General features: G+C 36.6%; 18 protein-coding genes. 10 read left to right on the top strand and 8 right to left on the bottom strand.

Annotated elements, in window-relative coordinates; all coding sequences use genetic code 11:
* Positions 1–37 precede the first annotated feature (37 nt).
* From HMPREF0693_RS05210 to HMPREF0693_RS05185, 6 genes are all read left to right on the top strand, one after another.
* Complete coding sequence (locus HMPREF0693_RS05210; RefSeq protein WP_004243980.1) at positions 38–1,048, top strand: substrate-binding domain-containing protein; 1,011 nt, start codon at positions 38–40, stop codon at positions 1,046–1,048.
* A gap of 376 nt (positions 1,049–1,424) precedes the next feature.
* The gene (locus HMPREF0693_RS05205; RefSeq protein ID WP_004243978.1) at positions 1,425–3,059 is read left to right on the top strand and encodes a sodium/sugar symporter; all 1,635 of its coding nucleotides are present in this window, start codon (positions 1,425–1,427) and stop codon (positions 3,057–3,059) included.
* 237 nt (positions 3,060–3,296) lie between these two features.
* Complete coding sequence (locus HMPREF0693_RS05200) at positions 3,297–5,336, top strand: IreA family TonB-dependent siderophore receptor (RefSeq protein WP_004243977.1); 2,040 nt, start codon at positions 3,297–3,299, stop codon at positions 5,334–5,336.
* A 110-nt stretch (positions 5,337–5,446) separates the two neighbouring features.
* Positions 5,447–6,274, top strand: a complete 828-nt coding sequence (locus HMPREF0693_RS05195) for an alpha/beta hydrolase (RefSeq protein WP_223307199.1) — start codon at positions 5,447–5,449, stop codon at positions 6,272–6,274.
* Positions 6,275–6,632: 358 nt separating this feature from the next.
* Complete coding sequence (locus HMPREF0693_RS05190) at positions 6,633–7,799, top strand: MFS transporter (protein WP_004248501.1); 1,167 nt, start codon at positions 6,633–6,635, stop codon at positions 7,797–7,799.
* A gap of 125 nt (positions 7,800–7,924) precedes the next feature.
* Complete coding sequence (locus tag HMPREF0693_RS05185; RefSeq protein ID WP_004243973.1) at positions 7,925–8,578, top strand: DUF1287 domain-containing protein; 654 nt, start codon at positions 7,925–7,927, stop codon at positions 8,576–8,578.
* 467 nt (positions 8,579–9,045) lie between these two features.
* Here HMPREF0693_RS05185 and HMPREF0693_RS05180 read toward each other — a convergent pair whose 3' ends face one another.
* The gene (locus tag HMPREF0693_RS05180) at positions 9,046–9,429 is read right to left on the bottom strand and encodes a YkgJ family cysteine cluster protein (protein ID WP_004243972.1); all 384 of its coding nucleotides are present in this window, start codon (positions 9,427–9,429) and stop codon (positions 9,046–9,048) included.
* Positions 9,430–9,816: 387 nt separating this feature from the next.
* Positions 9,817–10,161 (bottom strand): DMT family protein, encoded by a 345-nt coding sequence (locus tag HMPREF0693_RS05175; protein ID WP_004248496.1) that lies wholly within the window; start codon positions 10,159–10,161, stop codon positions 9,817–9,819.
* Between the two features lie 455 nt (positions 10,162–10,616).
* Between HMPREF0693_RS05175 and umoC the strand changes: the two genes are divergently transcribed.
* Positions 10,617–11,030 carry a flagellar biogenesis regulator UmoC gene (gene umoC, locus HMPREF0693_RS05170; protein WP_004243968.1) on the top strand — a complete coding sequence of 138 codons (414 nt, stop codon included), beginning with the start codon at positions 10,617–10,619 and terminating at the stop codon, positions 11,028–11,030.
* A gap of 106 nt (positions 11,031–11,136) precedes the next feature.
* On the opposite strand, the gene HMPREF0693_RS05165 is transcribed toward umoC, so the two are convergent.
* From HMPREF0693_RS05165 to HMPREF0693_RS05150, 4 genes are all read right to left on the bottom strand, one after another.
* Positions 11,137–11,841: a LutC/YkgG family protein gene (locus HMPREF0693_RS05165; protein ID WP_004250409.1), complete on the bottom strand. Its 705-nt coding sequence runs from the start codon at positions 11,839–11,841 to the stop codon at positions 11,137–11,139.
* 1 nt (position 11,842) lies between these two features.
* On the bottom strand, positions 11,843–13,264 hold the full coding sequence (locus tag HMPREF0693_RS05160; RefSeq protein WP_004243964.1) for a LutB/LldF family L-lactate oxidation iron-sulfur protein: 1,422 nt from the start codon (positions 13,262–13,264) through the stop codon (positions 11,843–11,845).
* 10 nt (positions 13,265–13,274) lie between these two features.
* Positions 13,275–13,994: a (Fe-S)-binding protein gene (locus tag HMPREF0693_RS05155; protein WP_004243963.1), complete on the bottom strand. Its 720-nt coding sequence runs from the start codon at positions 13,992–13,994 to the stop codon at positions 13,275–13,277.
* A gap of 136 nt (positions 13,995–14,130) precedes the next feature.
* Complete coding sequence (locus HMPREF0693_RS05150) at positions 14,131–15,657, bottom strand: L-lactate permease (protein WP_004243961.1); 1,527 nt, start codon at positions 15,655–15,657, stop codon at positions 14,131–14,133.
* 1,977 nt (positions 15,658–17,634) lie between these two features.
* On the opposite strand from HMPREF0693_RS05150, the gene HMPREF0693_RS05145 reads away from it, so the two are divergent.
* The 3 genes from HMPREF0693_RS05145 (at position 17,635) to HMPREF0693_RS05135 (ending at position 20,163) form a co-directional block, all read left to right on the top strand.
* Positions 17,635–18,213: an NAD(P)H-dependent oxidoreductase gene (locus HMPREF0693_RS05145; RefSeq protein ID WP_004243958.1), complete on the top strand. Its 579-nt coding sequence runs from the start codon at positions 17,635–17,637 to the stop codon at positions 18,211–18,213.
* 28 nt (positions 18,214–18,241) lie between these two features.
* Entirely contained in the window at positions 18,242–18,820 is a 579-nt protein-coding gene (locus HMPREF0693_RS05140; protein WP_004243957.1) for a histidine phosphatase family protein, read from the top strand.
* Positions 18,821–19,239: 419 nt separating this feature from the next.
* The gene (locus HMPREF0693_RS05135) at positions 19,240–20,163 is read left to right on the top strand and encodes an AEC family transporter (RefSeq protein ID WP_004243956.1); all 924 of its coding nucleotides are present in this window, start codon (positions 19,240–19,242) and stop codon (positions 20,161–20,163) included.
* Between the two features lie 111 nt (positions 20,164–20,274).
* Here the strand turns inward: HMPREF0693_RS05135 and mqo are convergent, their stop codons facing one another.
* Both mqo and HMPREF0693_RS05125 read right to left on the bottom strand, forming a co-directional pair.
* The gene (mqo, locus tag HMPREF0693_RS05130) at positions 20,275–21,771 is read right to left on the bottom strand and encodes a malate dehydrogenase (quinone) (RefSeq protein WP_004243955.1); all 1,497 of its coding nucleotides are present in this window, start codon (positions 21,769–21,771) and stop codon (positions 20,275–20,277) included.
* Positions 21,772–21,782: 11 nt separating this feature from the next.
* Complete coding sequence (locus HMPREF0693_RS05125; protein WP_004243954.1) at positions 21,783–22,178, bottom strand: cupin domain-containing protein; 396 nt, start codon at positions 22,176–22,178, stop codon at positions 21,783–21,785.
* Positions 22,179–22,429: the final 251 nt, after the last annotated feature.

Genomic DNA, 22,429 nt, shown 5'->3' with positions numbered 1-22,429 from the left:
TTTTTAATGCAGAATAAGAGTTATTTATGAGGTGGATATGGCAACTATCAAGGATGTGGCAAAAGAAGCGGGTGTTTCTGTTGCTACGGTATCTCGGGTCATTAATAACTCACCAAAAGCGAGCCGAGCATCGATAGAGATTGTCAATTCGGCAATGCAAAAATTAGGTTATCGCCCCAATGCTGCTGCGCGAGCGCTGGTCAGTCAAAGTACCCAAACATTAGGTGTTTTGGTGCATGACGTATCCGATCCCTTTTTTGGGACCTTGGTCAAAGCGGTCGATAATATCGCCAGAAAAGCGGGAAAACATATTCTGGTGTGTAATGGTTACCATGATGCGCAAGATGAACGCCAATCTATTGAACTCTTGATCAACAGCCGTTGTGATGGTTTAGTGATCCACTCTAAGGCACTTTCTGATGAAGAGTTGTTAGCTTATGCCAATGAAGTTAATAGCATGGTATTAATTAACCGTTTTATCCCAGAAATTGCGGAACGTTGTGTCGCCTTAGATAACTATAAAGGGGCATGGATTGCTACCGAACACCTTATTCGCCAAGGCCATACTCAAATCGCCTATATCTCATCCACTCACCATATTGAAGATACCAGCCAAAGGCTTGCGGGATATAAAGCTGCTTTAGCGGCTTATAATATTAGTTTGCCTGAAAGCTATGTTGAATATGGCGAGCCAGAAGGCGAAGGGGGAGAGCAAGCGATGATGCGTCTATTAACCAAGTCGATAGATTTTACAGCAGTGGTCACCTATAACGACTTTATGGCTGCTGGGGCATTATCGGTGCTTGATGAAAATGAGATCCCTGTTCCTGAAAAAATTTCAGTGATTGGCTTTGATGATGTACTTATCGCTCGTTATATTCATCCTCGACTAACCACGGTACGTTATCCGATACATATGATGGCAGAGCAAGCAGCAACATTAGCGTTAAAGCTTTCTCAAGGGGAAGTCCTAACCCAAAAGCAGCGTATTTACTCACCCACTCTGGTTCAGCGCAACTCCGTTTATAATTTAAGCCATCTTTCTTAATCATCCATTATACTTTAAACATGTTACAAACTTCTGATAAAAGGCTCAGAAGTTTATAACAGTTTGTTTAAGCGCCTTTTTTATCTGTTTTATCGCTTAAAAATATTCTTATTATTACCTGGTTATTTCTTGTAATCGTTATCAAACTCTCTCTATTTTGTTTATTTTTAGCGATGACTTTTTTCTCAATTAAAAGAGCATAAAGTGAAATCAGCGAATTTTGTTGATTTATTAGTTAAGGTAATCGTTTGTTATGTGCTTTATCGATCCGATTTTTAACATAGGCGATAAAATTGTGAACGGAGTAACGGAAAAAGCAAGTGGAAACGTTTACATTAATATTCTCTTCTCTCTATGGGTCTGAAAGGAAAATATTATGCATACAGAAGGTGTTGGATTAAGCACAATAGATTATGCAATCTTTGCCCTCTATGTCATCATTATTATTAGCCTTGGATTATGGGTTTCTCGTTCAAAAGATGGAGCTAAAAAAGGAACAAAGGATTACTTCCTCGCGGGTAAAACACTGCCTTGGTGGGCGATTGGTTCTTCTCTTATTGCTGCTAATATCTCAGCTGAGCAATTCATTGGTATGTCTGGCTCAGGATTTTCGATAGGTCTTGCTATTGCATCTTATGAATGGATGGCAGCATTGACGTTAATCATTGTTGCTAAATACTTTTTACCTATTTTTATTGAAAAAGGCATTTATACCATTCCTGAATTTGTTGAGAATCGTTTTAAAAGTCGTAATTTAAAGACGATCCTCGCCGTATTCTGGTTAGCACTCTTTATTTTCGTTAACTTAACATCTGTATTGTATTTAGGATCATTGGCGTTAGAAACCATTCTTGGTGTGCCGATGATGTATGCCATTATTGGTCTGGCACTATTTGCGGTTATCTACTCGCTTTACGGTGGACTTTCAGCGGTTGCATGGACGGATGTTGTACAAGTTTTCTTCCTGATCCTCGGTGGACTTTTCACCACCGTACTTGCTGTTAGCTATATCGGTGGTGATGGCGGAATAATGGAAGGCTTAAGTAAGATGACAGCCGCCGCGCCAGATCACTTTAAAATGATCTTAGCAAAAGAAAACCCACAATTTATGAATTTGCCAGGAATTGCTGTGCTAATCGGTGGGCTATGGGTTGCTAACCTCTATTACTGGGGCTTTAACCAATACATTATTCAGCGTGCTTTAGCTGCTAAATCTATTAATGAAGCGCAAAAAGGTTTAGTGTTTGCCGCTTTCTTAAAACTGATTGTGCCTATTTTAGTTGTTGTGCCGGGGATCGCAGCTTTTGTTATCACAACCGATCCTACGCTGATGGCAGGATTAGGAACAATGGCACAGGAGCATATCCCAACCTTAGCACAAGCGGATAAAGCCTATCCTTGGTTAACACAATTCTTACCTATTGGGGCTAAAGGGGTTGTGTTTGCAGCACTGGCAGCAGCTATCGTTTCTTCTTTAGCTTCCATGCTTAACTCTATCGCGACTATTTTCACGATGGATATTTATAAAGAATATATTGGGCCAAAATCCTCAGAAACCCGCTTAGTTAATGTGGGACGTATTAGTGCGGTGATTGCATTGATTATTGCTTGCTTTATTGCGCCACTGTTAGGGGGCATTGATCAGGCATTCCAATATATCCAAGAGTACACAGGTTTAGTGAGTCCTGGTATCTTAGCTGTATTCTTGTTAGGACTATTTTGGAAGAAAACTAATGCCAAAGGGGCAATTATAGGGGTTGTACTCTCTATTCCTTTTGCTTTATTCCTAAAATTAATGCCACTAGGAATGCCATTCCTTGACCAAATGATGTATACCTTTATTTTCACCGCGGTTGTTATTGGTTTGGTCAGCTTAACCTCAACGAAAAGTGATGATAGCGTAGGGGCGATTGTATTAACTGATGCAACATTTAAAACCCAAAGTGGGTTCAATATTGCTTCTTATATCATTATGATCATCCTCTGTGTGCTTTATGCTGTATTTTGGTAATTAGTAATTAATTTTATTTATCAATGTATTACAAAAAAAAGCAGAGCCAATAGCTCTGCTTTTTTTGTCACTTCAATGCCTATTCAAATCTTCTTATCTTTGTTGCTCTAAATTGCTTTGATGCAGATTAAAAAATATCACTAAATTGCAAAAGAAAATTATTCTCACAGTCAATTGATTAAGATAATATTAATCATTCTCATTACTATAACCATTATTTGACTTCAGGGATTTGTTATGAAATTTAAAATAAGTGCTTTAACAGCCTGTATTTTAATGACTTCTTATTCACTACATGCACAAGAAGATAAAGTAGAACGATTAGTTGTATCAGCCTCAGGGTTTGCACAGCAACAAACAGATGCACCCGCTAGCATTACGGTAATCAACAAAGAACAATTAGAGAAAAAACCGATACACGATCTTGCTGATGCCGTAAAAGGGGTTGAAGGCGTCAGTGTGAATGGTAATGCAAATAAACAAGAAATTACTATTCGTGGCTTACCCGGAGAATACACACTGATTTTGGTTGATGGCAGACGTCAAAATAGTCGTGAATCACGCCCTAATGGAAGTGGTGGATATGAAGGTGGATTTATTCCTCCTGCGGATGCCATTGAACGGATCGAGGTAATACGTGGGCCAATGTCATCACTTTATGGCTCAGATGCGATGGGCGGTGTGATTAATATTATTACTAAGCCTGTTACTAAAGAGTGGCATGGTGCAGTTTCCATGGGGGGAACATTGCAACATAACCGTGACGCGGGAGATTCTATCAATGGTGATTTTTATCTTTCCGGCCCATTAATTGAAGATAAATTAGGTTTACAACTTTATGGTAGTAGCTACTTACGTGCAGAAGATAAAATTACGTATGGGCAAGGGCGTAACGATAATAAAAATATTACGGCCAAATTAGCTTTTACTCCTACAGATAACCAAACCATTTTATTAGAAGCTGGACGCAATTCGCTACAACGCACGACAACACCGGGTAAATCGATGAGCGAATTTACCAATCGTGGTGGACGTCTTGATAAAAACAAAATGCTAGAAACGAATAATGACCGTAACCATTGGGCATTAACTTATAAAAATCAGTTTGATATTTTGCACTCTGAGTTAAGTGTTTATCAAGAGCAAACCAAGCGTGTTCAAAAGACGGAAGGTGTAGATAAAGCGACAGGAAATAGCTACAAATATTATGAAGATCGCCGCCCTGAAATCACTAATACTGTTTTCGATGCTAAATTTACCGCATTCCTTCCTGATAATGTGATGACTTTTGGTGGTCAATACCAATATGCACGTTTAAAAGACGAATCTTCAGTCGGTGGTAAAGAGGTCAAACAATCTACGATCACCGCTGATCAAAAAGCGTTATTTTTAGAAGATGAATTTAGTGTCACAGATAATTTAGCCCTAACTGGGGGAATACGTCTTGATGATCATGAATACTATGGTAAGCACTGGAACCCAAGAGCATACGCGGTTTACCATTTAACCGACGAATTTACCATAAAAGGAGGGATTGCTAAGGCCTTTAAAGCCCCGAGTTTACGAGAAATTAGCCCTCAATATGGTACATCAACGGAAAAAGGGCGAGCGATTATGTATGGTAATCGTGACTTAAAACCTGAAACTTCGGTTAGCCAAGAAATTGGTGTTGGTTATGACAATGGTGATGGTTTTACCGCCAATGTGACCTTCTTTAATACAGAATTTAAAGATAAGCTTACCAACTACGATACCGGTGAAATCGATCCTATTACCGGATTAAAACTGTACCAATATGATAATGTGGGTAAAGCTAATATTAAAGGGATTGAAACCGCGGTTGCATTCCCTGTCGCTGATAATTGGCGAGTAAGTGCTAATTACACTTATATCAACTCTAAGCGTAAAAGTGATGACGAAAAATTAGGCTCTGGTGAATCATTAAAAGGTTATCCATTGGATATGACACCAAAACATAGCGCCAATGCGCGTGTTGATTGGCAATACGATGAAGCTACCAGTTTCTATGCCAATACTGCCTATACTGGTAAGCAAATTTGGGCGGCTCAACGAAATGGTTATACTGGCGCTCGTTATCGTAGTGGTTATACAACCTTTGATTTAGGAATGACCTATAACTTTAATAAAAATACCATGCTAAATTTAGCCGTATTGAATATTACCGATGAAACGGGTCCTGCGGTCAACGATAAAGGGGGGAACTGGGTCGTTGATGAAGGCCGTCGTTATTGGGCAAATATCAAATATAGTTTTTAATCTATCCCAGTAAAGGTAAGCCTCATTTATTATGGGGCTTACTGCCATCATTTGATAATAACTTACAGAGTATCTGATTGATGAGAATACTAATGTTATGTGGAATGATAATGTTATCTTCTATTGTGCAAGCAAGACCTAATCAACAAGTTCCTCAACTCACACCACAAGTATCAACCTATTATCACATTATGGAAAAAGAGGTTGAGCATCAAGGAAAGCAGTATCGCTTTTTTCTTGCGATCCCCAAAAATACGCCTAAGACAACAGTGCTGTATAGTGTTGATGGAAATGCACAATTTCCACTTATTGTGAATGAAGCACTAGCGCAAGCGAAAAAGCCATTGCCTGTTATTGCAAGCCTAGGCTATGTAGGTGAAAAGGCCTATTTTATAGCGGAAAGAACTCACGACTATACCCCAAGAGTACATGGCGAAGCCTTTGCCAAAGGCGGTAATGTTGAACAGTTTTATCAGTTTATGGTAAGCCAATTAAAACCCTATGTACTAGCACAGGCGGCGCAAGAAAACATCACTATTACTGAGCAATCACTATTTGGACACTCCTTTGGTGGCGTGTTTACGCTATATGTATTATTTAATCATCCAGACGCTTTTCAACGCTATATTGCTGCTAGCCCATCTCTTTGGTGGGGAAAAGGTGAGTGGATCACTCAAGATAAATGGCAACAGATCCCCAATAATGTTGCGGTGACCATTACATTAGGTGAATTAGAAGAAACCCCTGATTTTTCTCAAATGAGCGAAGAGCAACGCTTGCGCTATCAAACGCGTAGTAGCTGGCTTACTCCTCGACAACTCTGTGATTATCTTACTGATGCCGGCAAAACATGCCAATTTTACCTCTTTACGGGTAAAGGACATGGCAGTTCAATCCCTGATGCAATCAAAACCGCTTTAGAACAAAGTACAGAATAAGCGTTGTTATTAACGGCTGTTTTATTTAATAAAATAGCCGCTATTCTGCTCTGTGCGCTGTTATCACAAAGGTTATAGATTATTCTCAATTTTAAAAAATAATTTGCGCCAAGGACTACTTTTTTACCGTGAAAGGACGATAATAACGGATAGGATAAATAAAATTACTCGCTAGCATTAGATTTTATAATTTTATTTATTTTTAGTAACGAGCTATATTCACGCACCCCTAACTTAGGGACGCCACCCACTGTTTTCATCACTATTGCTTTCATCTTTTCTAGATGAAAGGAGTGCCAATGTCTGGCTTCGAGAAAACAGCGCATGATTAACCGTTTTGATTGTGGAGACGAGGGTAGTGAAACAGAACACTACTTTGGTACGCAAAGGTGACAGTACATTAGTACCTGTCGCGGGTTTAACGGTATTTGCTATCGCATCAGGCTATTTAATGAGTTTAATTCCACTATCTATGGATAGTTTTGGTATTGATACTTTTTATGCTAGCTGGTTAGCAAGCATTTACTTTATTGGATTACTTATAGGTTCAGTGATGATCGAACCTATTATTGCAAAAATAGGGCATAGGCTCTCTTTTGTGCTGTTTTTATTGTTGTTAGCATTCACCGTGAGTATTTTGCCACTGTTACCTTATTTATCGGTATGGCTAGTATCTCGCTTTTTCGGTGGTATGGCGGTTGCGGGTATCTTTGTTGTAGTCGAATCATGGTTATTAATTGGTGATAATCCTAAAGAGCGAGCTAAACGCTTGGGCTTTTATATGACATCACTTTATGGTGGCACAACATTAGGTCAGCTTGCTATTGGTGCCATTGGTACGCAAGGGGCAATTCCTTTTATCGCGGTATTGGCATTGCTATTAATTGCAGTGTTACCTCCTTTGTTTTTTAAACAAGGACAACCCCAATGCCACGAGCATAAAAGTTTGTCACTTAAACAGATTAGCCGGCTGAATAAAGCTTCTTTAGTAGGCTGTATGGTTTCTGGCGTTGTGATGGGGAGTATTTATGGCATGATGCCATTGGCTTTAAATCAAGGACAATTTAACACCGACCAAATTGGGGTGTTGATGGCAGCAATTATTTTAGGTGGTATGGTTGTTCAGCCTATTATTAGCAAATTGTCGGTGATGATGAGTAAAACCCTATTATTAGCCATGATGTGCTTAGTTGGGGTATTTGCGATGGGCATGACTTATCTGTCTAATGACTATGTGGTGTTAATTATTGCATTAGCTTTATTAGGAATGTCATCTTTTGCACTTTATCCTATTGCTATCACATTAGCTTGTGATCATGTTAATGCGAGCTATATTGTGGCAATTACTCAGGTGATGTTATTAAGTTACAGCGTGGGTTCAGCAATGGGGCCATTAGGCGCAGGTATGTTTATGTCACAAGCAAGTAACGGCATTATGAACTTTTTCTTTGTCGTGTTATTAGCGACAGCTGTATATATGTTATTTGCCAGTTTACGACGCAAAAGCCATATTGTGCTTAACTAATTGCGTTAAACACTTTCATTCTTTGATATCAACCGAGTTGCTTTTAAGAGTAACTCGGTTTTTTTTATTTGATGCGTGATGGCTAATTAAGATCCTTCTCATATTTTTACCCCACTATTTAGCAAATGATAAAGTCATTAAATAAAGATGATTTTAATTATCATCGATTGATACAACATGGAAATAATTCTTTGAAAATATTCATATTTGGCTTTCTCTCTCTGATTATCTTACCCATTTCTGTTTCCCAAGCGATAACACCGACACAAAATAAACAGCTGGTGGCTTATGCAACGGATCTACCTAGAGCCGTTATTTATGATCCAGCCTACCGTAAAATTAATTATCCTAATGGTGATGTGCCTGCTCATTATGGGGTGTGTAGTGATGTGATTATTCGTAGTTACCGAGGAATTGGCATTGATTTACAAAAATTGTTACATGAAGATATCAAAGCCAATTTTGCACTTTACCCTAGTAAGCGTATCTGGGGACTTAGTCGACCTGATACTAATATTGATCACCGCAGAGTACCCAATTTGGAAGTTTTTTTCTCGCGTAAGGGAAAGGTGAAACCTATTAGCAAAGAGGCGTCAGACTACTTGCCTGGTGATATTGTTAGCTGGCGCTTAGATAATGGGCGTCCTCATATTGGTCTCGTCATAGACAAGAAAAGCAGTGATAATCAGCGCTATTTAGTGATGCATAATATTGGTTTTGGACAAGTCGCTGAAGATGTTTTATTTTCGTGGAAAATAACCGGTCATTACAGTTATTAAAACTAGATTTAAATAGAATATAAAAATATTTACTAATAACGAGTAATAACAAAATAAAAAGAAAGTTAATTAATATAATATTAATAGACGCCCATACTAAAAATAATTATTTTGGTATGGGCGTCTATTTCTGGGGGAGAATATTTTCATCAGAAATATTCATAATTAGTCCTCTAAGCCACCGAGTAACATACTGACAACGGCAACGGAACAAATAAAGGAAAGGAAAAGAATGAAAAATGAGCTACTGATCATAGTGACCTCCTAATTTATTGCTATTTTTAAATAAAAAACCTCACTAAATACACGTTATTAATTGATTACTCTCTATACTAGATGATTTATAAATAAAGTCAAACTAACCTATTATTTTATAATGCTATTTTTAGTGAAAATTCTTTATTTTATGCAAAGAAGTGCAAAATTGTGATCAAAGAGACTCAGGAGGGGCTAGCCCCTCTGATGTTCTACGCAGAATGCGGTAGAGAAATATTAGGAAGAGGAGGAAGCCCAAAAGCGGCTCTTGCCCGATCGCAAGCTTCATTTTTTACGCCATTAGCCCAAGATTGTTCAAACTCACGGCAAGGGGATGGTCTCTGTTCATAAATTGCACAACTCACGCATTCACCAACTTCACCAATCAATTTTTCACAGCGTGGTTGTTTCTCATTAGTTCCTTTCATACATGATAGAAAAGGGGTTAAGGGTTCGGTAAATTCGTCAGGAACAACACCACCACCACTTTTCATTTCAGCCCAATAGAAAGAGACTCTAAAATAGGCGCAACATGCACCACAATGCATACAGGGATTATCCTGCATATAAATAAAATCGTTAGAATGTTTGCTCATACCAGATACCGTTTTATCTGACCTTAAAGTAATATAAGAAGTTTTTGAAAATCGTTTTCACTTAAGAGAAGCAACAAAGAAAGAAAGAGAAACAATGCCTCTCTTAGCTAGCTATTATGCGCTGAATGAAAATATTTTTTCAAGAGCAATATTTGCTTTTTGTAGTCAAATTTTTACTAATGCAGTGCATAATATGGGATGTGGTAATTTATTGAATGATATAACTTAATCTTGCCGTGAATTACTGGTTAGTACTTAATAATAGCAATCAATTATTTTGATTGTTTTTTGTTCGACTGATGCGGGGCTCTACAAAACAAAAAACCTCATTTCGAAATGAGGTTTTGAAAATTTTCATTTATTTTATCAGCAACTATTTTTTATTCTTTAAAATGGCCCCTTAAAAATAAATAGCGCACCCGCACCAATTAAAATAAAACCGATAAAGTGGTTAAGTGTGAAACTTTCACCTAAATAAGTCACCGAAAAAACAGCAAAAATGGTTAGTGTGATGACTTCTTGAATGGTTTTTAATTCGGCTGCGCTGTAATAGTTGTGGCCGATACGGTTTGCAGGAACTGCAAAACAGTATTCAACAAAAGCGATTAACCAACTGAGTAAGATCACTATAATTAACGGCTTGTTACCATATTTTAAATGGCCATACCAAGCAAAAGTCATAAAGATATTGGAAATTATCAGCAGAATAATGGGGGTAAATTTATACAACATATTTGTCATACCACCAGAGGTTTTAAAGGGAGAAAGTAGCAAAAAATCAGCGATGAGATTACTGCAAAACGCTTTGTTTTGCTATTGACATCAAGTAAAAAAAGTCTATTTTTTTGCTTCTATTGCTAAAAATAGAACTTCGGAGGATCAAAAAAAATTGACTTAAATCGAGAAAAAACACTAAACCTGATTTTTTTATATTATCCTCTCAATAGATAAATATAACGCTTACTAAGATTATTATTAAAACATCTTTTTTTATAAAAAATACTAATAAAATAGATAGATTTAAAGACTTATTAATTATAGTTTTACTTCTTATTAAGATTTATTTTCTACACTTAATGCGACATATCCTAAATTTGTGTTTTCGCACTAATAGATGTGGTGTTAATTCTTTAATACCTTATATTTGACAGTCAAATTTAGTAAAAAACTTATTATTGGGAGCCAACGTGAAGATAGGTACGCTTTTAATTTCTTACAGTTTACTCACAATGAGTTTGCTCTCTTTTTCCTCCTTTGCTCAAGTAAATCACGATCCCCTGACCAAATGTTATGAGTTGTCAACAGATGCAAGCCAAACAACCATTAAAGCTTGTCTATTAGATGAACTAAGATTATCTGAAGAGCAGTTGAATGTTATCTATAATAAAAGCAAAGGCGACCTTGAAGATAGTGACTCTATCGCGGCTAAAAGTGCTATTGATGCATTAGTCAGTTCACAAGAGCAGTTTATTCTTTTTAGAAGTAGTGAATGCCAACGTCAATCTGCTTTAATGATGGGGGGCAATGGTGCTGATGAAGTACTGCTGGCTTGTGAAATAAAATTAAATCAATGGCGAGCTAAATTATTACTCACTAATTAAGCCATAAATACAAAACACCTGTATAAAAGGTGTTTTGTATTTGGGTCAATCCGTTGACCATGACGTTAAGTTATTTGGTTATCGTTTTTATATTGTTTCGTTTAAACTAACAATCTTCAATAATAAGATAAGCGGCATGAACTGGACCATGAACTCCCCATACTTTGATTAATTCAATATCAGCCGTTGAGCTTGCACCACCAATTAAATTGATACATGAAGGCATTCTGATCCCATCTTGTGCCATTTTGTGTAAACGCTCTGCAAGTTGAGCCACTCGCGGTAAAATGTCACTTTTGCGTAAAATAACAATCGAGGTTTCAGGTAACAGGCTGACAGAACGCCCTTTTTCCGGAGAAGAAAACAGCACAATCCCGCCAGATTCTGTTAATCCCGCTTCCGCAAAGACAATCCCTATTTGAGAGCGCTCAGCATGAATAATATTTTCATGACCGAGTTTAGGATCCCAAATATAAGTTTCATATTTTTCACTAATAGCTTGTGTTACACCAAGTGCATTTAAGCGCTCATCACCACTTATTATCACTGAACCTTGACAATCATAGCTTTCACAAAGCGCTATTAAGCTATTTATCACTTGTTCTGGTTTAGTGATAACGCATCTTACTTGCTGGGTTTGTGCAAAATCAGTAAATTCTTTGCATAATTCATCTTGGGTTAAATTTGTTAAGCGTGTTTTAGCTAAATTATTAATAGGGGGATCTTGTGGTTTTGGCGTATGCGTCACCTCACGTCCTAATTTTTGAGCAATAGTTTGCAGAAACTCAGCACGATTTTGTTCGTTTAACATATTATTTTTTTCCTTCTGCTTTGTGGCGCTTAAACCAACTACGGAAACTATAACCATCGGGTTTTGGGAGATCACGTGATGCCATCCAATCATTGAGTACACTTATCTTGATTGGAGTTGAGCCATTTTTGATCATCAAGCCCGCCATCTTAGCCCCTACATTCATGCCAACTTTCCAAAGCGTGGGGTGCGCATTAATGTAATTAAACATACCGGTTACACGACGCTCAGCTTTTGGTGTTAAACCACTTTCAGCCATGACTCGACGATGTTTAAGGATCAATTGTGCTAAAGGGATTTTGACTGGACAGACCACATTACATGCATTGCATAATGAGCAGGCATAAGGTAAGTCATGAAAATCTTTATAGCCTCCTAAGAGTGGCGAAATAACTGCACCGATAGGGCCGGGATAAATAGAGCCATAAGCATGACCACCGATATTACGATAAGCAGGACAGGTGTTTAGACAGGCTCCACAACGGATACAGCGTAGAATATCTTTAAATTGTGAGCCTAAAATTTCAGAGCGACCATTATCGACAATCACTAAATGAAACTCTTCAGGGCCATCAACATTACCCGCTTCACGAGGTCCAGTTACCCAAGTGTTATAACTGGTTAGGCGTGAGCCAACCGCACTACGACATAACATCGTGATCAGCGGATCGACTTCTTCAAAAGTAGGCGCAACACGTTCCATTCCCATAACGGCAATATGGGTTTTAGGTAATGTGGTCGTCATTCGTGCATTACCTTCGTTAGTTACTAAACAGACTGAGCCCGTTTCTGCAACCGCAAAGTTACAACCTGTGACTCCAATATCAGCAGAAAGAAAATCTTGTCGAATACGTTGCCTGATAAAAAGGGTCATATCTTCAGGGGTTTCACTACCTTGATAACCTAATTTTTCATTTAGCACTTTACGTATTTGGTAGCGATCTTTATGGATCGCCGGTACAACAATATGAGAAGGGGGATCGTTATCCAGTTGCAGAATATATTCACCAAGGTCGGTTTCGATAATCTCAATACCTTCATTTTGTAAGGCTTTGTTCATACCGATTTCTTCGGTTACCATCGATTTTGATTTAACGATTTTCTTGGCATTTTTCTGTTTGGCAACGTTACAAATATAGCGTGTCGCATCTTCTGCCGTTTTGGCAAAATAGACATGACCGCCGTTTTCAGTCACTTTTTCTGATAATTGATAAAGATAAGCGTCTAAGTTTTCAAGAACATGGTTACGGATTTGTTCTGCGCGATCACGCCACGCTTCCCAATCACCTAACTCTTTTACCATTATTTGGCGATTGGCTCCAATGCGCTCTTGTGCCATAACAACGGCGTTACGCATAATGGTATCATTCATTTCATGCGCTAAGCGTGGTCTAAAATCGATATTACTGGTTTTAATAGACATTGCAGCCCCCTTATTGACTCATTAAAACTTGTGCAATATGTAGCACTTTGACAGGACGCTTTTCACGACTTAAACGGCCTTGAATATTAATTAAACAACTGGTGTCTGCACCAATGACGTAATCAGGGCTGACTTCCATGATATGTTTTACTTTTTCAGTGACCATTTCACCGGAAATTTCTGACATTTTTACTGAGAAGGTGCCGCCAAAACCACAACAAGTTTCTGAATTGGCGAAAGGTAACATTTCGAGTCCTTCAACATGTTTTAATAAGGTTAAAGGTTCACTAACAACCCCTAACTTTCGCGTTAAACTACAAGAGGGATGATAAACCGCTTTACCCGCAAGGCGGGCGCCAACATCAACCACACCTAAGGTGTTGACGATAAAGCTGGTAAGATCAATTAAACGATCGGCCACACCTTGGGCTCGCAGCGCCCATTGAGGCTCATCGGCAAGATAGCTGGGATAGCCTTTAATCGCATAAGTGCAAGAGCCTGCAGGGGAAATAATCGGATAATCATTAACTTCTAATGTCTCAATTAACGATTTCATTGCGGGTTTTGCATCATTAACATAACCGCTATTAAGTGCTGGCTGACCACAGCAACCCTGGCGCTCTTGAAATAATACTTCGCAACCTAATTTTTCGAGCAATAATACGGTATCTCGTGCCGAATCTGCTTTTAGCACATCACCAAGACAGGTTGCATAAAAATTAACTTTCATTCACCGAACTCCAAAACATCGCTCAGATGTTGTCATTTTTATTTAAGATAAAATTCTTATTGGTTATTTTTCTTTATTTTCGTTATGTCAAAGCGATAGGTGATAGCCAAGATAAGCCATCACTTATCTTGTATAGTTAATTCATTAGGTGATAAATAATGCCGATTTTGGCACCTAGAATGATGATATAGGCAATACAATATTTTAATGTTTCTCGCATAATGGCACTGCTTTGCCCATCCATTTTGGTCGCCGAAACGGCGATCGCGATACTTTGTGGTGAAATCATCTTACCGCCAGTCGCCCCAGAGGTATTAGCCGCTGCGAGAATAAAGGGATCAACATGGAGTTTTGCCGCTGCACTGGTTTGAAGCTTGCCAAATAGTACGTTAGAGTTTGTATCGCTTCCGGTTACAAACGTTCCTAGTGCACCAATGACAGGGGCAATAAAGATAAATCCAGCGCCAGTAAAGTTAACTAATGTTTCCGCAATGCTACCAATCATGCCACTGAAATCCATTACCGTTGCCATCGCAACAATAGCCATAATGGCAATAATAGAGTTCTTTAATTGAATTGTGGTTTTTACTAATACAGAAAAGAGTGTTGAAAGGCTTGCACCTTGAATAGTGCCACCAACAAAACTCGCTAAAATAATCAATACCCCAGGCGTACTTAACCAAGCAATAGTTTGATATTCAGTTTGAGTATCACTTAATACAAAAGGAATTTTAGTTGCAATAGTTCCTACTGCGGTTTGGATTGTAGGGAATAGCGGAGAGCAGGCTAAGATAAAAATAAAAGTAAACAGATAGATAGAGCTAGCGACTAATAGCTCTTTAGCTGAGTGTTTTGTTGGCTGTTTACTTTTATCATGGCCTGTTTTCATGCGTTTAGCCAAGAAAATAACCACAATCAGACTGACTAGACTTCCTGCAAAGGCTGGTAATTCTGCACCTAAATTAGCTGCGACAATATATTGAGGGATTAAGGTGCTGATCCCACACATTAAAGTAATAAAGCCGACACCTTTAATGGCTTTAATACCACCACCAGCAATAGCAACAATGACAAAAGGTAATAGAATATTGAATAAACCAAGTTGGATAATAATGGTTTTACTTAACACCAATACATCAAGGCCGGTATTTTGTGCCAAAATAGACACTGGAATACCAACGGCACCAAATGCGGTAGGTACCGTATTTGCGACTAGTGAAGCGACAGCTGCTTTAAAGGGATCAAAACCTAGTGCGATTAAAATACCGATAGGAATAGCAACTGCTGTACCATAACCTGCAACTGCTTCTAAAAAACCGCCAAAACACCAAGAGATAAGTAAAACTTGTACGCGTTTATCATCGCTGATCCCCGCTAATACGTCTTTTAATACCTCCATTCCTCCTGTTTTTAGCATTAGGTTATAGCTGTAAATAGCCGCCAGAATAACGATGATAATCGGCCATAACCCCTTTACCGCACCATAAAGTACAGATACAGAGGCAAATTGTAGGGTGTTATTCCAATGAAAAATAGCGAGAGCCACAGTGATAATTAGCGAAACGAGGACAGCGTGATGAACGGCCGATTTCATTTTTAAAATCATAAAAATCAGAACGGCTAAAGGAACAATTCCCAGTAAAAATGATAGATAGTCTGACATAATTATTTTTATCCTTAAGTTTGCAATTTTTTATCGTTTATCACTGCACCGGCAAACCTATTCATTCGTCATTTATGTTTTGTGTAGGGCACTTAGTTTGATGGTTTTCTATTTTGCTGAAACGATAAATCATAAAGAAAAAAAGATAGTTACCTAAAGAAATAATATAAGCATTCGTTACTTAAACTATTGTCAGGTTAGGTTGTGGGCTATTGTAGGAAAAATTTAGAAAGATGTAATAGAATAAAATCAATTGTGTGACAAATATAAAAAAAATCTATTTTTGTTACTAACTAGTTATTATTTGTCTTGTTTTTTGACTTTTATCAATGTAATTAATTTATTGTTATTGTTATCAAGATGATTTTTGATAGTAAAAATAGAGTTTTTTATTACTTATACTGGTAACTTGTTCGATACATTAAAGTCTAATTTGGCTTTTTTTATTGGTATCCGGCTCATTCGACACTCATTAATCATAAATTTTTCTAATGTTTTTTGTCTGTGTTATAAAAATCAGTTTTATAAACCAAAGTACGTTACCATTTAATATATTCATTATTGATATTAATTATTTTTTATATTTTATCTTTCATTATAATTAATAAATAATAATATTTTATTTTTAAATTTATATAGAGATTAATTCTTTTTATTTTTAATTTTAAAAGTTTTTTTATTTTAAGATTTTTTATTTATTTTTTTGTGGAAAATAAAGATGATAAAAAATAAACGCTAATTTATTTTATATTGCTTTGTTCCAATAAATAAGAATATGATTAATGTTAGATATATTAGTTATTCAAATATCATAAAAAAAAGATAATATTATACAAATTGTTTAGTTGACACTTTACTATCAGTGATGAAGTTCTTTTTTATGTTACATTATGATATTACTAGTATAATAGGTAAATTATTTGTATTACAAATCAGTGTGATAATTAATATTTAAACAAGTGATTAGATAAGAATGCTGTAAATATTGAATGGCTAGTAAATATAGCTAAAGTTAAAATAGTGATCGAGATCTGCTTTTTTCTTAATAAAAAATCGTCATATATACCAAAAAAGGGGATGTCTTATTATTACTCTCTATTTTTAATTGTGACTAAAACGACTATTGTTAGGGTATTAACAAAGAGGAAATAATACATACACTAGAAAATTGTCAGCATATCATTTTCACTCACTTATCTGTTTTTCCGCTTATTATTATTTCTTTGTTATCGGGTGCAAGTAGCGAAAATTTCTGCCACTTAACAATCAGGTTTATTCTGTTTTTGCTGCTTTTTTTTTCTACAGACTTTGACGCTTGTTTATTTGAAATCGCGTTAAGTACGATCGCTTATAAAGTCTGATAGTTTGAAAATAACGCCCATAAAAAGCAAGATCAGCTGATAAAAATCTTTATCGTTGATAAATAATCTCATAAGTTATGTTAGCAATGTTTTAGGATTTAACATTTGAGGTTGTTTTATGCTCAGAGTGAAAAGTAGCCATGTTGTTCATAAAAAGCATCTGTATGGTGATTGTGATTAGCAGTGTTGAACAGCGATTAAATCAAAAAGCGATTCATTATGAGTCGCAATTTCATACAATATTGAGATGTTTTATGCTGACAAGGATCTTAAACAACAATCAGTAAGAGCATACTTTTTGATTTATAAATAAACTAGGAGTAAGTCACTAGTATCCACCAGCGTTATCGTTAATTAACTCAATTTAGGCAATAAAGTAGACAATAAACAATAGACTTTTGCGATAAAAGCAATAATCCACTTTATTGAAATACACAGTGATTAATGGCTGCTTTTTTAGCATTTTTAACTTATTATTGGTTTTTTATGTTATGATAAGAGTGATTAATACTGCAGTTTCTCTTTTTGGTGATTTTTTACCCTGAAGTGCATCCGTTTATTTTCTGTTAAAATAGCTCATATTAAATATTTAGTAGTAAGAAAATTAGGAGTAAATATGAATATTCTACTTATTAACGGTGGACAAAAATTTGGGCATTCTGCAGGACAATTAAACCGTACATTACATGATATCGCTCTGGCACATTTGGCGACATTAGGGCATCAGGTAAAAGAAACACAAATTGAAGAAGGCTATGATATCAACGAAGAGATAGAGAAATTTATCTGGGCTGATACTATTATTTATCAGATGCCGGGCTGGTGGATGATGATGCCATGGAAAGTGAAAAAGTATATGGATGAAGTCTATACTTATGGTCACGGCAAACTATATGAAAACGATGGACGTACTCGTCATGATCCAAGCAAACAATATGGTAGCGGGGGATTGTTGCAAGGTAAGCAATATATGATCTCCGTGACTTGGAATGCCCCTATTGAAGCTTTCAATGAATTTGGTAATTTCTTTGATGGGCGAGGGGTTGATGGTGTCTATTTTGCTTTTCATAAATCACAACAATTTCTTGGTTTATCTCAGCTGCCTACTTTTATGACCAACAACGTCATTAAAGAGCCTAATATTGAGAAAGATATTGTAGAATATAAAGCACATCTAACCAAAGTCTTTGGCTGAAAATTAAACGGCTCAAAAGGAGTGTTATATGCGCTATATCATTATCTTTTTGAGCCTCATTTTATATGGATTTAATCTTATGGCTTATTCAGAACAAACGCTGGTATTTATCCGTCATGGTGAAAAGCCTAATAATGATAGCGGACAATTAAGTTGTCAGGGATTAAATCGTGCGCTAGCACTACCTAATCGATTGATAACACAATTTGGTCAGCCTGATGCGTTATTTGCTGCAGCACCAAAACAAAATAAACTTGGAAATTCATTACGCTCTCTTCAAACTTTAACACCTCTTGCGGTGAAAACATCACTGCCAATCCATTTAAATTACCATGCCAAAGAGATAGACCCATTACGTAATAAACTGCTGAGTGAAGAATATCAGAATTCAGTCATTTTTATTGCTTGGGAGCATGATAATTTAGTTAAAGTAGTAAGGGATATTATGGCGCAATTTGGTGGTGATCCAAAAGCTATTCCTAAATGGGAAAGTGGTGATTTTGATAGTATCTATATATTAAAAATAATCAAAGAAGCAGATAAGAAAAAAGTGCTCTTTGAGCAACAGCATCAACAGCTAAATGATGTGCCTAAACAGTGTCCTTAGGCTGAAAAATGCAATATAGCATTGTCATATATATTAAAATAAGCTCGATTAATCATTTCCATATGGTTTAATTTATTGTTACCTATTTTATTTCTTATTCAAAAACTATTCTTTTATTATCTGTTTATTACCATTGTTAGGTTTAATTTAAGTAAAAATACTTAAAATCCTAATTGTCGTGTTGGTTTACTTCCCTGTTTAGTTTACTCAATAAAGTATCCTGTTGATCATTGTGAAGTAATATTGTTATTTATCATTTGAATGATTTTAAATATATCCGATAATTAAAATGTTCTATTTTTTATTACTAAGTAATAATACGAATATTTTTACTTTATTCATATAATAGATAACTATTTTGTTATCAGTTATAGCCATTGAATAAAGTGGGGACACTATATTAAGCAACCAGAGGTAATATGTTACTACAAACCATTTTAGCAGCGCTGGGGCCCATTATCTTGGGGCTTTTAGTTGGCTGGCTTTCCGGTAAATATGGATTTATTAAAAGAGAGTATTCACAAGCCTTTGCTGATTTTGTCGTTAAAATTGCTCTGCCTTTTTCACTCTTTTTAGCGGCAACCCAAGCTTCTCCGTCGGTTTTCTTTAATATCGACTACCTATTAGCTCTCGCGGTAGGATTAATTGTTTCTTATCTTATTGGTTTTTTAGGCGGCAAGTTCTTTTTTAAACATGATAAAAAGAACTCAGCAATGCAGGCATTATCGGTTTCATTTCCTGATATGGCTTATTGTGGACCACCAGTATTACTGGCAACAGTCGGCTCATCTGGTTTGATTGCTATGGTGGTGGGAAATTTGATCTACACGGTAATTATTTTACCTTTTACTATCATGATCATTAGTGGTGCCAAACAAGGAAAAAGCATTTTACAGTCATTGCTTAATGCTATCTCTCAGCCATTAGTTTTCCTGCCTATTTTGGGGGCTATGCTAGCTATTTTCGGCGTTAAGCTACCAGAGATTTTACAAAACTCAGTGAATGAAATAGGGAAAACATCTGGTGGTGTAGCATTATTTTTCTTAGGACTATTAATTTCAGGGCTCAAACTCAAAGTTAATACTGAAATTGTTTTTAATGTGATAATAAAGAATGTTGTACAAGGGGCATTAATTTTAGGAACGGGATTTGCACTTGGATTAGAAACTGAATTATTAAAAGCCGTCTTTCTAATTGGTGTATTGCCTACTGCAACAGCGGTGCCTGCTTTAGCTATTACAAATAAGGCCTATGCTGATATGGCAACGGGCACTGTATTATTAAGTACGCTATGTTCATTACTTTCTATTATTGGTGGTATCACTATTGTAGAAATGATGTAATTTTTCTAAGTATATTTACTTGGAAAAGGGTAATTAATAATAACGATGCAAATAAAAAATAAAACAGACCTTTAATTTCCGGTCTGTTTTATTTTTATCGGTAAGATATAACTAAGGTGTTTCTAATTTTAATATCTTAGCCGTTGATGCACGAATATTACGACAAGCATCGGCATCTATTTTGAGATCAATACCATAAGTTGGAATAATCGTTTTAAGACGATCTTCCCAACCCTCATTTTCAAGTTGCTGTTTAAAGCAAGATTTAATGATATTGATGGCAATAAATGCTGCTGTAGAAGCGCCAGGTGATGCCCCCAATAACACTGAAAATGATTTATCTGCGCTACTAATTAGCTCAGTACCAAACTCTAATACGCCATGATGTTTAGCTGCGGGTTTAATAATCTGCACTCGTTGACCTGCAACAGCTTCTTGCCAATCCTCATGTTGAGCCTGAGGATAGAACTGTTTAAGCATTTCAAATTGATGTGCTGACGTTTGTAATACTTGACCAATTAAATATTCAGTTAATGACCAGTTATCTTTCGCGACATCTAGCATAGGTTCAATATTGCTGGGGCGAATTGACTCAAATAAATCTAAATAGGAGCCGTTTTTTAAAAATTTACTTGAAAATCCAGCATAGGGGCCAAAGAGTAGGGAGCGTTTACCCGCAATAATACGAGTATCAAGATGGGGGACAGACATCGGTGGTGAGCCTACATCTGCTTTTCCATAAACTTTGGCATGATGGCGAGAGCTGATTTTATCTTCATCACAACGTAGCCAAATACCACTAACAGGGAAACCACCGTAGCCTTTACCTTCAGGAATACCTGATTTTTGGAGTAAATCGATAGCGCGTCCACCGGCACCAACAAATACATATTTAGCTGTAATTAGGTATTTATCATGGGTGGTGAGATCTTTAACTTCGATATTCCAACCACCAGTCTCATTTCTTTTGATATCAATAACATCATGTTTATAGTACAACTCAAAATTATCTTGTTGAGAAAGTTGCTTAACTAATAGATGTGTTAATGCGCCATAATCGACATCAGTACCAGTAGCTACTCGGGTGACAGCAAGCTGTTGATTCGGATCACGCCCTTCCATAATTAATGGCGCCCAATCTTCAATTTGCTGTTTGTCTTCACTGTATTGCATATTTTCATAACAGTGATTGGCAGACATTTGGCGATAGCGTTGATGAAGGAATTTAACGTTATCTGCACCCCAAACAAAACTCATATGAGGGCAAGCATGAATAAAATCACGCGGATCGGCAATTTTTCCTTTTGTTACTAAATAAGACCATAATTGGCGCGATAAATCGAACTCGGTGTTCACTTCTAACGCTTTACTGATATTAACGGTGCCGTCAGGATTTGGTGGCGTATAATTTAGCTCACAGTTAGCAGCATGTCCTGTTCCCGCGTTATTCCATGAGTTAGAGCTTTCTTGACCACAATCATTAAGTCTTTCAAACATTGCGACTTTTAAATTAGGCTCTAGTTCTTTCAGAAGTGTGCCAAGTGTTGCACTCATAATGCCAGCACCAATGAGCGCGACATCTACATGTTCACTAATAGTTTTATTCATACAGACCCCAATTACTTAGTTGTTTTGGTAGGTTTAAAACATAATCCTGCATCTTCTTTGTAAACAACATAAGCTCGTCGCCAAGGTTCATCATCCATAAGACGCCATTTATGACCAGTGCCACTGTTATCTTGCGCTAACAGCACATCACCGGGTTTAATGATAAAAGTTGAGCCATCTTTTGTTTCAAACTCTAATGTTCCTGATAACGTAATAACATAACGAGGAACGGGATCTTGATGCCAATCATATGAACCACCTGAAGTTGTTTCTCTAAACGATAACTCTGAAACAGCAATTGGCAAACTTTCACTATCGCCTCGTGAACTATCCTTAAATTCGATGATACCTTCTTCAAATAAAGAGTTACCATCTTCTCCGGTCCATAAGCGAACACATCGTATCATTTCGTCAAACTCCTTTAATATTTTGATACTTAAAATTTGATATTAGTTTAGTATAGATAACTTTCTTATTATTTCTTCCAATCACTATCACAATTAGGCGTTTTTATTACTAAAATAATCGTAGCAGTAATTAAATAATATAGTTGATTATTATAGCTATTTAGTCTCTAACTTTAAGGGGAAGGTTTATTTTTATTGATGTGATATATAGATATGTTTGTGTTTTGTTTTTATTGAAAATAATTCGCTAA

Origin of the sequence: Proteus mirabilis ATCC 29906 (assembly GCF_000160755.1) — a bacterium.
Classification (GTDB): domain Bacteria; phylum Pseudomonadota; class Gammaproteobacteria; order Enterobacterales; family Enterobacteriaceae; genus Proteus; species Proteus mirabilis.
Note: the sequence above shows the minus strand (reverse complement) of the source record. Positions and strands in the feature narration are given on the sequence as shown.